The sequence below is a fragment of the Phenylobacterium sp. genome, from assembly GCF_030697925.1.
Taxonomy (GTDB): Bacteria; Pseudomonadota; Alphaproteobacteria; order Caulobacterales; family Caulobacteraceae; genus Phenylobacterium.
Genome location: NZ_JAUYOJ010000231.1, coordinates 1 through 12,002 on the forward strand (window position 1 = coordinate 1; position 12,002 = coordinate 12,002).

The following is a 12,002-nucleotide window of genomic DNA, read 5'->3' on the forward strand; positions in this document are numbered from 1 at the left end:
CAAACCATCGAACCGCATGCCCCGTGTTCTGAGTTAAATCTGGGCGCCGGCCTTCGCGGAGGAGAGCGGTGGCAGGCGCTCACAGGCCCAGCAATTCGCCCTCGCCATGGGCGGCTATGCCGATGCGGCCGCCGAACGGCTTCGCGCGGGCGGCGACCCGCTCCAGGATCTTCACCCCCTGGACGGGCGTCGCGAAGGTTGGGCCGCCGCGGGTGGCCATGTCGTCCTGCCCGCCCAGGCCGATCTCGTTCAGGGCCAGGGGGACCAGCCGCGCGGAGCGACAGTGTCCGGCCTCGAACACGCAGTCGACCACCAGGCCCTCCCACGCCTCCGGCGGATAGGCGCCTGGCGGCTTCTCCGTTTGGAAGATGAAATTGCCGAGGCCGTAGAGCAGAGGGACGCCCGCATGGACCTCCATCCCCTGCAGCAGGGGCGATCCGTGGCCGACGAAGACCGAGGCGCCGGCCTGGGCGCAGGTCCGGGCGAACACCCGCTGCCAGGCCGGCGTATCGGCATTGTCCAGCTCCCAGTCGTGGTTGTGCTGATAGGCGATCACCACGTCGGCCCGGGCGCGCGCGGCGCGGATCGAATCCAGTACCCGGGCCACGTCCTCGGGCAGCAGTTCGCGCGCGGCGTCCTGCCGAATCTCGTTGACGCCGGCGCGGGCCGCCCCCGCCGCTCCGCCTTCGCGGACCTTGCCGGTGGCGCAGGCCACCAGGGCCACCTTGCCCGCGGGCGTCTCGATCAGGGCGGGCGCGGAAGCGGCGCCCAGGTCCACGCCCGAACCTGCTGACGGCAACCCCGCGGCGCGCAAGGCGTCCAGCGTGTCGAGGATGCCCCCGGAGCCAAGGTCGAAGGCGTGGTTGTTGGCGGTGGCCACCAGGTTGATGTTCACCGCCTTCAGCGTGTCGAGGATCGCCGGGCCGGCCGCGTGCAGGGTCAGCGCCTCGCGGCTCGGCGCCCCGGCGCGGGGCCCCTTGATCACCGTCTCCAGGTTGGTGAAGCACGCATGAGCCTGGGCGAGACGGGCGGCGATGGCCGCGCGGCCCGGCCAGGCGGCGGGTGACAGCTCGTGTTCGATCAGCGCCTGGCCCAGCAGGGCGACCCGTAGCGGCGGCCTGGCCTCGGGCCTGGCCGGCGCGGCCGCGAGGGCCAGGCCCGAGGCCAGGAAAGTGCGGCGATGCATCGTCGAGGCCCCCTTGCCCGCAGACCATAGGCGCGCGATGCGTCCGCCGGGTAGTCCATGCTTCCAGGGCATGGGCCGATGCGCAGCCGCAATAGAGTTGCGCCTGGCCCGACGGGGCCCTCAGGGTGGCCCCAAGGTTGGCCCATCCGCCCGAAATTCAGGGACGCCAGGGCCACACAGCCAGAGGGGGCTAAGGGATGTCGAACGGCGATCGCCGCGTGAAGTCGCGGCTGCGGCAAGGTGCGGCCTATGGGGCGCTGCTGGGGGCAGGCGTGCTGTCCTGCGCGGTCTGGACCGCGCCAGTCCTGGCGCAAGAGGCGTCCAGCGTCGAGGAGATCGTCGTCACCGGCTCGCGGATCTCGCGCAAGGACGCCGACAGCGTCGGCCCCGTCACCACGATCACCGCCGAGGAGATCGCCGCCTCGGGCGCCTCGTCGGTGGGCGAACTGCTGCAGAAGTTGCCGGCGGCGGGCGTGAGCCTCAACTCCAACGGCACCCAGGGCACCTCCTACGGCGCCAGTGCGATCAACCTGCGCTATCTCGGCGGCGGTGAGGGCAGCGGCAACCGGGTCCTGGTCCTGGTGGATGGTCACCGCTGGGTGGACGGGGTCGGGCAGCGCGGGTTCCGCGACTTCGTCGATCTCAACACCATGCCGCTGGGCATGATCGAGGGCATCGAGGTGCTCAAGGACGGCGCCTCGGCCATCTACGGCGCCGACGCGATCGCCGGCGTGGTCAATATCCAGACCGTACGCGATTTCGACGGCCTACGGGTCTCGGCCAAGGCCGGCGTGACATCCGAAGGCGATGGCGAGCAGTATGCAGGGGTGGTCACCTGGGGCAAACGCTTCGACCACGGCGCGCTGGTGTTCTCGGCCAGCTATATCCGAGACCGGCCGATCCTCACCTCCGACCGGGCGCGCACGGCGCTGTCGCTCGTGCGGGTGACCACGCCCGGCACCAGTCCGAACGGCCTCTACATCCTGCCGGGCCTGTCCAGCAACGCCTTCTTCGGCACGCCCGCGGGCTTCGGCGCCGCGGCCAGCCCGTTCGCCGCCAACGGCCAGAGCCCCTACGGAACCGGCGCGCAGGCCGACAACAGCTTCCACACCGCGGCTCTGCCTGGCGATTTCTACAACACCCAGGCCCAGGGCATATATTCGGTGGGCCCGAGCGAGCGCTACGGCTTCTACGGCCGCTACAATGGCGACCTGACCGACACCCTGCGGTTCACGGCCGAGGCCCTGTTCAATCGCCGGATCTCCAACCAGAGGTTCTCGCCGGTCCTGCTGGACATCGGCGGCGCGGCCGGGACGATCCGTGGCTTCAGCTTGCCGTCCAACCATCCCTTCAACCCGTTCGGCACGGCCAACGGCGTGCCCGCCGCCAACGCGATCGGCTTCACCGCGGCCCAGGCCTGGCGCATCCGCCGGGTGATGGGCGACATCGGCAACCGCGACAACGTTCAGGATGTGAAGACCTACCGCTTCGCCGCCGGCTTCGACGGCGAGTTCGAAGCCTTCGGCCGCACCTGGGACTGGGACGCCTACGGCAGCTACGCCAAGAACGACATGAGCTCGAAGGCGCTAAACGGGGTGAACTACGACCGCCTGGCGCTCGCGCTTGGCTCGCCGGCGGTCTGCGCCGCCAGCGCCGGCTGCACGCCGGTCAACCTGTTCGCGCCGATGACCGAGGCCCAGGCCGCCTACATCCGCTTCACCACCAAGGAGGCCAATCAGACCGAGATCTACGACCTGACCTTCAACGTCACCGGCGACCTCTACGATCTGCCGGCCGGGATGGTGGCCATCGCCGCCGGATACGAGTATCGGCAGAACAAGGCGAGCGACACCCCGGACGCCTACGCCAACTCGACCCCGGTCAACATCCCGGCGATCTACACCACCACCACGGCCCAGACCCGTACGCCGACCTCAGGCCAGTACAGCCTGCACGAGGCCTATGTGGAGCTGGCCGTGCCACTGCTGAAGGACATGGCCTTCGCCGACAGCCTCGATCTGAGCCTGGCGGCCCGCTACTCCAACTACGACACGGTGGGCGACGCCACGACGCTCAAGGCCGGTGTCGGCTGGCGGCCGATCGAGGACATTCTGGTGCGCGGGACCTATTCGCAGGGGTTCCGGGCGCCGTCGATCCTCGAACTCTATCAGGGCGCGCGGGAGACCAGCTTCCAGGGCATCGACCCTTGCAACGGCGGCGCGGTGGTCAATGCCGCCCGGCCCGGGTGCGCGGGCGTGCCCGCCGGTTACAACCAGGCCAATTTCAATCTCAACGGCCTGATCCCCGGCACCATCTCCGGCAACGCGCAGCTCAAGCCCGAAACCGCCAACACCTACAGCTTCGGCCTGGCGGTGAAGCCGCGCTTCGTCCCCGGCTTGACCGTGACGGTCGACTGGTACGAGATCACCATCAAGGACGCCATCGCGTCGCAATCGGCGACCCAAATCCTGGGCCTCTGCGCCCAGCAGGGCGGTGTGTTCTGCGATCTGGTTGAGCGGGACGCCGGGACCGGGGCCATCCGCAACCTGCTGCAAGGCGCCCAGAACCTCAACGAGGTCTCGACCTCCGGGATCGACACCACCGTCCGCTACGAGTTCAGCACGGACTTCGGCCGGTTCGCCGCGGTGCTGGACACCTCCTACCTGGACCACTTCACCACCACGAGCCCCAACCCCACGGGCGCGGCGCCCATCGTCGATGAGCGGGCGGGCAAGGGAGACCAGCCGCGGTCCACCTATCCCCGCTGGAAGGGCCAGGCCTCGCTGCGCTGGAACGAGGGGCCCTGGAACGCCGTCTGGCGCGGTCGCTACATCGGCAAGAGCACCGACGTGGTCAATCCGGTGAAGGACCCCAAGACCAAGGCGATCTTCTACCAGGACCTCGAGGCCGGCTATGAGTTCGAACGGTACGAAACCTCGGTGACGGTCGGGATCAACAACCTGTTCGACAAGGACCCGCCGGCCTCCTACGCCAACGCGCCGATCAACTACGACATCTATACCTACGACGCGCGGGGCCGGTCCTTCTATGTTCGCCTGGGCATGCAGTTCTAGGACACGGGCGCCTCGATGACCGAGCAGGGCGAAACGCCGGACGTCGCCGTCCGCGAGCGACGGGGCGTCCTGGACCGGATCGCCGCGTTCGGCGACGCCCTCCCCGATCCGGTCTTCATCTTCATCGCCGCCATCGGGCTGGTCATCGCCGGCTCGGTGGCTGCGGCGGCCGGCGGCTGGAGCGCCGTCAATCCGGTCACCGGAGCGCGGCTGGAGGTGGAGAGCCTGCTGACCGAGGCCAATCTCGGCCGCCTCCTGGTGGAGATGCCCGACACCCTGGCCAGGTTCCCACCCCTGGGCCTGGTGCTGGTGGTGATGCTGGGGGCCGCGGTGGCCGAGCGGTCGGGCCTGTTCAGCGCCCTGATGGGCGATGCGGTGCGCAAGCTGCCGGTCCGCGCCCTGAGCCCAGCCGTCTTCATCGTGGGACTGATGTCACACCACGCCGCGGACGCCGCCTATGTGGTGATCATTCCCCTGGTGGCCCTGATCTATGCCGAGGTGGGCCGCCATCCCCTGGCGGGCGTCGCCATCGCCTATGCGGGAATTTCCGGAGCCTTCGCCGGCAACATCATTCCCGGCCAGTTCGACGTCCTGATCCTGGGCATCACCGAGCCGGCGGCGCGGCTGATCGATCCCGGCTTCGTCATGAACCCCCTGGGCAACTGGTGGTTCACCCTGGCCATCGGCGTCCTCTTCACCCCCATCGCCTGGTTCGTCACCGACAGGATCGTCGAGCCGCGGCTGGGCGCCTGGCGGGCCAGCGACGCGGCCTCCGCGACGCCCGGCGTGGCGCTCGAAACCCTGGGCGAGGCCCAGCGCCGCGGCCTGCGCCGCGCCGGCGTCGCGGCCCTGGTGGTGATCGTCCTGTTCGCCGCCCTGGCCCTCTGGCCCGGCTACACCCCCCTGATCGACGATGACGCCGCGGGGCCGCGGCGGATGACGCCCTTCTACAGGTCGCTGATCGCGGCGTTCATGCTGCTGTTCCTGGCCTCGGGCTGGGCCTATGGCGCCGCGGCCGGGACCGTGCGTTCGCACCGGGACATCGTGGCCATGATGGGCCACGGCATGCGCGACATGGCCCCCTATCTTGTGCTGGCCTTCTTCGCCGCCCACTTCGTGGCCCTGTTTTCCTGGTCCAACCTCGGCCCGGTGATGGCGGTGCGCGGCGCACAGGCGCTGAAGGCCCTCGACCTGCCCCACCCGCTGCTGCTGGTCTGCCTACTGCTGATGTCGTCGGGCCTGGACCTGGTGGTGGGCTCGGCCTCGGCCAAGTGGGCGGCCATGGCGCCGGTGGTGGTGCCCATGCTGATGCTGGTGGGGATCTCGCCGGAGATGACCACGGCGGCCTACCGGATGGGCGATTCCATCTTTAATGTCGCCACGCCCTTGGCCTCCAACTTCCCGCTCGTCCTGATCATATGTCAGCGCTGGGTCCCCAAGTTCGGGGTCGGCTCGATGATCGCGATGATGCTGCCCTACAGCCTGGGTTTCATGGCCGGCGGCTTCCTGCTGGTCACCGCCTGGGTGGGCTTCCAGCTTCCCGTCGGCCCCGGTGCGCCGGCCGCCTACGCGCCGCCCGCGGCGGTCGCGCCCGGAGCCCCCTAGGATGAACCTGTCCGACCCCTTCCACGGGATCCGGGTGCTGCGCGACGTCATGGTCCCCATGCGCGACGGGGTGTGTCTGGCCACCGACATCTACCTGCCGACGGGCGCGGACGGACCGGTGCCGGCGCTCCTGGAGCGAACCCCCTACGGAAAACGCGAGACCAACCACGCCGACCGGAGCGCGGCCGATCCGGAGCCGAGGTCGAAGCCGCTGATGGCCGCGGCCTTCGCCCGGGCCGGCTACGCCTATGTGCTGCAGGACTGCCGGGGCCGCTACGGCTCCGGAGGGATCTTCGCCAAGTACGTCAACGAGGGCGAGGACGGGGTCGACACCATCGCCTGGCTGCGCGCCCAATCCTGGTGCGACGGCTCGGTGGGCACGCTGGGCCTTTCCTACGGCGCCCACGTCCAGGCGGCGCTGGCGGCCTATGCGCCCGTGGGCCTCAGGGCCATGTTCCTGGATTCCGGGGGCTTCTCCAGCGCCTATCACAGCGGCATTCGCCAGGGGGGCGCCTTTGAGCTGAAGCAGCTCACCTGGGCGGTGAAGCACGCCCGGCTTTCGCCGGAGACCGCCGCCGACCCCGCCCGCAAGGCGGCGCTCCATGCGGAAGACATCCGCGACTGGGTGCGGGTGAACCCCTGGACCAAGGGACATTCGCCGGTGGCTGCGGCGCCGGAATACGAAGACTACGTCCTCGAACAGTGGGCCAACGAGACCTTCTCCGACTTCTGGCGGCGCCCGGGCCTCTACGCCGCGGGCCACTACGGCGGCTTCGCCGACGCGCCCATGGTCCATCTGAGCAGCTGGTATGATCCCTACGCCCTGACCGCGACCGAGAACTATGTGGCGCTGGCCGCCCTCAAACGCGGCCCGGTGAAGCTGGTCCTGGGCCCCTGGACCCACGGCCAGCGCTCGGTGACCCATGCCGGCGACGTGGATTTCGGCCCGGCCGCCACCCTCGACGGCAATATCGCCCCAAACCACGTGGCCCTGCGCCGGGCCTGGTTCGACCGCCACCTGCGCGGGCTGGACACCCCGGACTACCTGGCCAGCCCGGTGAAGCTGTTCGTCATGGGCGGAGGCTCGGGACGGCGCAACCCCGAGGGCCGGTTGGACCACGGCGGGCGTTGGCGCGACGAGACCAGCTGGCCCCTGCCCGACGCCACGCCCGTCGAATTCCACCTGCAGCCCGACGGCGGTCTCGACACGCGGGCGCCGAAGGTCACGGCCGAGGCGGCCTGGCGGCACGATCCGTCCGACCCCGTCCCCACCATCGGCGGCGCCATCGCCTCCGGCGCGCCGCTGATGGAGGCCGGCGCCTACGACCAGCGCGAGACCCCCCAGGTGTTCGGCGCCAAGGTCCCGGGCCGGGCCTTGGCCGACCGCGCCGACGTCCTGACCTTCCAGACGGAACCCCTGGCCGAGGCCGTCGAGGTCACCGGCCCGATCTCGGCCCGGCTCTGGGTCTCGTCTTCGGCGTTGGACACCGACGTGACCATCAAGCTGGTGGACGTCTACCCGCCCAGCCCCGACTACCCCGAGGGCTACGCCATGAACTTGACCCATGGCGTCCTGCGCCTACGGTTCCGCGAATCCTTCGACCAGCCGGTCTTGATGGTTCCCGGGGAAATCTATGACGTGGCCATCGAGGGGTTTCCCACCAGCAACCTGTTCGCCGCCGGTCACCGAATCCGCCTGGACATCGCCGGCAGCAACTTCCCCCATTTCGACGTCAATCCGAACACCGGCGCCCCGGCGGGCGAGGCGAGCGAACCCATCGTGGCCGAGAACCGGGTTCACCTGGGTCCGGCGACCCCTTCCTACATCCTGCTCCCGGTCGTGCCGCGCAGGCCCGCCTAAATGAGCCGGCCGGGTTCGCTTCCGGCCGACGCCATCGGATTGCGGGCGCTGCGCATCTTCCGGGCGATCATCCGCCTGGGCTCGGTGACCGCCGCGGCCGGCGAGGTGGGCCTGACCCAGCCCGCCGCCAGCCGGCTCCTGGCTCAGCTCGAGCGGCAGGTTGGGTTCGAACTCTTCCACCGCGACCGCGGTCGACTGATCCCCACCCCCGACGGCCTGCTGCTGTTCGAGGAGGTCGAGCGGGCCCTGGACAATGTGGACCGGATCCGCGACCTGGCCCGGGACCTGGCCGCCTTCCGGGTCGGCCAACTCAAGATCGTGGCGCCCCCCAGCTTCCTGGAGGGCCTGCTGCCCGACATCGCCGCCCGTTTCCTGGATCAGTATCCCAAGGTTCGCCTGACCATCGATTCCCAGAGCGTCGAGGCCGCCAAAGCCCTGATCGCCGCCCGGGCTGTGGACGCGGGCTTCGTTCCCCTCCCGCTTAGCCGCCCCGACCTGCACGCCGAGACGGTGATGGTGAGCGAGACCGCCTGCGTGATCCCTGTCGACCATCCGTTGGCGGCCCTGACCGTCATCGGCCCCAAGGATCTGCGGGGGGAGCCGCTGATCCTGCTGGGCCTGGGCCGCAGCTCCCGGGCTCAGATCGAAGCCGCCTTCGCCACGGCCGGGGTCATGCCCCAGGTGCGGGTGGAGACACACACCGTGGCCTCGGCCTGCGCCCTGGCCGCCCGCGGGGTCGGCGTGGCGATAGTCAATGAGACCCTGGCCCGGGGCTATGTGCGCGACCGCACGGCGCTGCGCCGCTTCACGCCGAGCATCCGCCACGAATACGCCTTCGTCACCTCGGCCGCGACCCGGCCGACCCGTTTGGCCGAGGCCTTCCTGACGCTGGCCCGGGACTACCTGTCGGCCCTGTGATCGGCGGCCCTGAATCGCCGCCGCCCCCAAGCGTCGCTGAATGCACGCCCTCGGGCTCCTATGCCGATGGCGCAGCTCACCTTCGGCTGGAGCCTGGTCGACCCTGCCAGAAAATCCTGCAGCGATGCCCGCCTACAATGTGAAGGTCCGCACCGCCGCGATGCAGGCGCTGAAGGCCACCTGCCGGGGTCAGATCGTCGTGTGGGCAAATGCCTGCCGATACCGAGACGCTGTAACTAAAATCGTCGCCATAGGTTGTCGCGCCCGCCTAGTCCTGGGCCTTCAGGCCCGTGAAGTCCTTGTCGAGCACGACGTTCACGACGCCGGCGTCGGCGTCGGAGCCGCGGATCGGACACCCCGAAGCGGCGCCCGCCCGCCCGCCAGGACGCCTTCGACACTGTTCTCTGGAGCCCGGACGCCCAGATCGTCTTCCTCGCCGCCGACCTCGCCGACCCCGACCAGGAGGTCGAGGTCGCGACCTCGATCACGGCCGCGCTCGTAGCGCGGCGGTCCCGCTGGCAGGGCGACACGGTCTGCGTCGCGACAAAGACCCGCCGCCGGTGGCGTCCACGGGAGTGGTGGAAATTCGCTGAGCGCGACCGCCGTTTGTCTTTTTCGCGCTTGAACCTAAGCAGCGCGGGAATTTGATGGTCGAATTGACACCTCGAAATGTCGCTTTGCTAGCGATAGCGAGTTTAAAACTCGTGGAGTTAGCGTAGCGAAGCGACGCTAAAGCCGCTTAATTTCAAACCTTGAAAAAATTTGAGTTAGTGGTAATTAGCGTCGTGTGACGACGCAAACTGCTAGAAGGCTAAACTGGCTTCTTCAAACCCTACCAGAAGGCCTTCTGGTGGATTCGCAGTGGTTGCGTGATCATGGCTATTCGACATCCCTCGTTGCAAAATATGTTGCGGCAGGTTGGCTCGAGAAGCCGGCGCGCCGGGTCTACCGACGTCCACGCGGCGCCCTGACCTGGCAGCAAGTCGTGATCTCGTTGCAGGTCGTGTTGCAGCTGCCGGTCAGCCTGGGCGGTCGCAGCGCGCTCGAGCTTCAGGGCTTCGGCCATTATCTCAGCGGCGGCCTGCGCGCGGTTCATCTCTATTCGGCCGAACCCCTGCCGCGTTGGCTCGCCGATCTCGAGATCGGCGTCGTGTTCCGCCATCATAACGACGCACGCCTGTTCGCCACGGAGACGGTCCCGCGAGGGCTCACCAGCCTGGACTGGAACCTGAAGAGCGGCGCTTCCCATAGCAACGACCCGGCGCACGGCGCTTTCCGGGTCGTGGGCTGGGGGCCTTGGGACTGGCCGATCACGGTGTCCACGCCCGAACGCGCGATCCTTGAGGTTCTGGAGGAACTCCCCAACCACGAGAGCTTCGAACAGGCCGACCGTCTGATGGAGGGGCTGAGCAATCTCAGCCCGCGCCGCCTGCGCAAGCTGCTGGCGGACTGCAAAAGCATCAAGGTGAAGCGGCTGTTCTTCTTCTTCGCCGACCGCCACGGCCATCAGTGGCTGAGGCGCCTGCCGGCGACGGACTTCGACCTCGGGACCGGCAACCGATCGCTGGTGAAGGGCGGCAAGCTCGACCGGCGCTATCACATCACCGTGCCCGAGGACCTAGATGGCCTGGCTTGATCTCTATGAGAAACAGGTTCGGCTGCTCATCGAGATCCTGCCCTTCGTCGCCGCGGAGAAAGACTTGGCCCTGAAGGGCGGCACGGCGATCAACCTATTCGTCCGCGACCTGCCGCGGCTCTCGGTCGACATCGACCTCACCTGGCTGCCGGTCGGGGATCGGCCGGCGGCGCTGAAGGGCATCAACGCCGGCATGAACCGGATCGCCGATGCGATCGCCGACGCGCCCGCCGGATTGAGGGTCTTCCGCTCGGTGCTGAGGACCGAGGGCGTTGCCACCAAGCTGGTGGTGGGCCGCGGCGACGTCCAGGTGAAGATCGAGGTGACGCCCGTCCTGCGTGGCTGCGCCTATCCGCCGGAGACCAGGGCCGTGTCGGAGGCTGTCGAGGACCGCTTCGGCTTCGCCGAGACGCTGGTGGTCTCCTTCAGCGACCTGTTCGCCGGCAAGATCGTCGCCGCCCTCGACCGGCAGCACCCGCGCGACCTGTTCGATGTCCGCGGCCTGCTCGCGAACGAGGGGATCGACGATGACCTCCGCGCCGCCTTCGTCGTCTACCTGCTCGGCCATGGCCGCCCGATGCATGAGGTCCTGGATCCCCGCCGCAAGGACATCGCCGCCGAGTTCGCCCAGGCCTTCCAAGGCATGACCGCCGAACCGGCGCCGCTCGATGACCTCCTGGCGACCCGCGAAGCCATCATTGCAACCATCACCGGAGGCATGCCGCGGGCGCATCGGGACTTCCTGACAGGATTTCTCGAGGGAACGCCCGACTGGGCCCTGCTCGGCGTGCCGGGAGCCGAGGCGCTGCCCGCCATCCTCTGGCGACAGCAAAACCTGGATACGCTCGACGCCGGTCGACGAGCTGCACTGGTCCACAGCCTGAAGGCTGTACTGGCCTGACCAGATCGCGCCGGTAAGACTCCTTGGTCTGGTCGCAGGCCGTTCTGGCCTCGACGTGCGCGAAGAGGACGATCGGCGACGGGCCAGCGGCGTGGCGCCGACGTTCGGTCCTCTGGGAGCCAGCCAGTCGGAATGCGAGACGCCTTGAGTCAGCTCGGCTCCAGAGGACCAAGCCGCTCGCGCGGCATGGGCGGATGGCGCACACGGTGGTGATCGGAGCCTGCCCGTCCTGTCCGGGATCAGGGGTCCATCCCTGCGGTCTCGATCCCCGGCAGATGCTCGGGCAGCGCGCCGCGGTTAGGCCGGCGCCTGCCGGCGGCGGCGGCCTTGCGCTCTGGATCGCGGGCTTCCTCGCCGGCGTCCTCTGCGGCCGCCTCCTGCTGGACCTATTCCAGCGCCAGCTCCAGCCGATCCAGCGGCAGGGCCTCGGCCCGTCGACCGATGCGGCGCCGCTGCATCTCCTTGAGGATCTGGCGCAGCCGCTCGGCCTCGGCGGCGCGGGCGGCGCGCTCGGCCAGGATCAGCGCCTGAACCGCGTCGACATCCCGCGGCAGGGCACCGGCAAGCTCGATCTCAATCGCGCCGTCCGCCGCCGCCTCGCGAGACCCTGAGCCTGCGCCTTTTGTCCGCCGTGATCGGGTACATTTCCGTTGCGCCTGCGGTCAGATCCTGGTCGCGGAAAAAGACGGGGGCCGCGCCGAAATCATCGCTCTGCGCCCCCTGGATGATGTCGGGCGCAAGACGTACCTCGATGGGGGACTGCGCCGCCTCAGGCTCTGCTAGCCTCTGTCGCCGTCAGGCTTCGCATCAGATCGAGCAGG

General features: G+C 69.1%; 7 protein-coding genes and 1 pseudogene. 6 read left to right on the top strand and 2 right to left on the bottom strand.

Annotated elements, in window-relative coordinates; genetic code table 11:
• Positions 1-79: 79 nt before the first annotated feature.
• Positions 80-1,186 (bottom strand): CapA family protein, encoded by a 1,107-nt coding sequence (locus Q8Q88_RS22645; protein WP_305677446.1) that lies wholly within the window; start codon positions 1,184-1,186, stop codon positions 80-82.
• Between the two features lie 197 nt (positions 1,187-1,383).
• Here Q8Q88_RS22645 and Q8Q88_RS22650 point away from each other — a divergent pair, with 197 nt between their 5' ends.
• The 6 genes from Q8Q88_RS22650 to Q8Q88_RS22675 all read left to right on the top strand — a co-directional run bounded on the left by Q8Q88_RS22650 (position 1,384) and on the right by Q8Q88_RS22675 (position 11,181).
• A complete protein-coding gene (locus Q8Q88_RS22650) occupies positions 1,384-4,260 on the top strand; it encodes a TonB-dependent receptor (RefSeq protein ID WP_305677447.1) in 2,877 nt (958 codons plus the stop codon).
• A gap of 15 nt (positions 4,261-4,275) precedes the next feature.
• Positions 4,276-5,865, top strand: a complete 1,590-nt coding sequence (locus tag Q8Q88_RS22655) for an AbgT family transporter (protein ID WP_305677448.1) — start codon at positions 4,276-4,278, stop codon at positions 5,863-5,865.
• A 1-nt stretch (position 5,866) separates the two neighbouring features.
• Positions 5,867-7,726 (top strand): CocE/NonD family hydrolase, encoded by a 1,860-nt coding sequence (locus Q8Q88_RS22660; protein WP_305677449.1) that lies wholly within the window; start codon positions 5,867-5,869, stop codon positions 7,724-7,726.
• On the top strand, positions 7,727-8,644 hold the full coding sequence (locus Q8Q88_RS22665; RefSeq protein ID WP_305677450.1) for a LysR substrate-binding domain-containing protein: 918 nt from the start codon (positions 7,727-7,729) through the stop codon (positions 8,642-8,644). It begins immediately after the preceding gene.
• A gap of 787 nt (positions 8,645-9,431) precedes the next feature.
• The gene (locus Q8Q88_RS22670) at positions 9,432-10,280 is read left to right on the top strand and encodes a type IV toxin-antitoxin system AbiEi family antitoxin domain-containing protein (RefSeq protein WP_305677451.1); all 849 of its coding nucleotides are present in this window, start codon (positions 9,432-9,434) and stop codon (positions 10,278-10,280) included.
• Entirely contained in the window at positions 10,267-11,181 is a 915-nt protein-coding gene (locus Q8Q88_RS22675) for a nucleotidyl transferase AbiEii/AbiGii toxin family protein (protein ID WP_305677452.1), read from the top strand. Before Q8Q88_RS22670 ends, Q8Q88_RS22675 begins: the two co-directional genes overlap by 14 nt.
• A gap of 389 nt (positions 11,182-11,570) precedes the next feature.
• Here Q8Q88_RS22675 and Q8Q88_RS24870 read toward each other — a convergent pair.
• A pseudogene (locus Q8Q88_RS24870) lies at positions 11,571-11,735 on the bottom strand (IS66 family transposase); the annotation flags it as partial.
• Between the last annotated feature and the right edge of the window lie 267 nt (positions 11,736-12,002).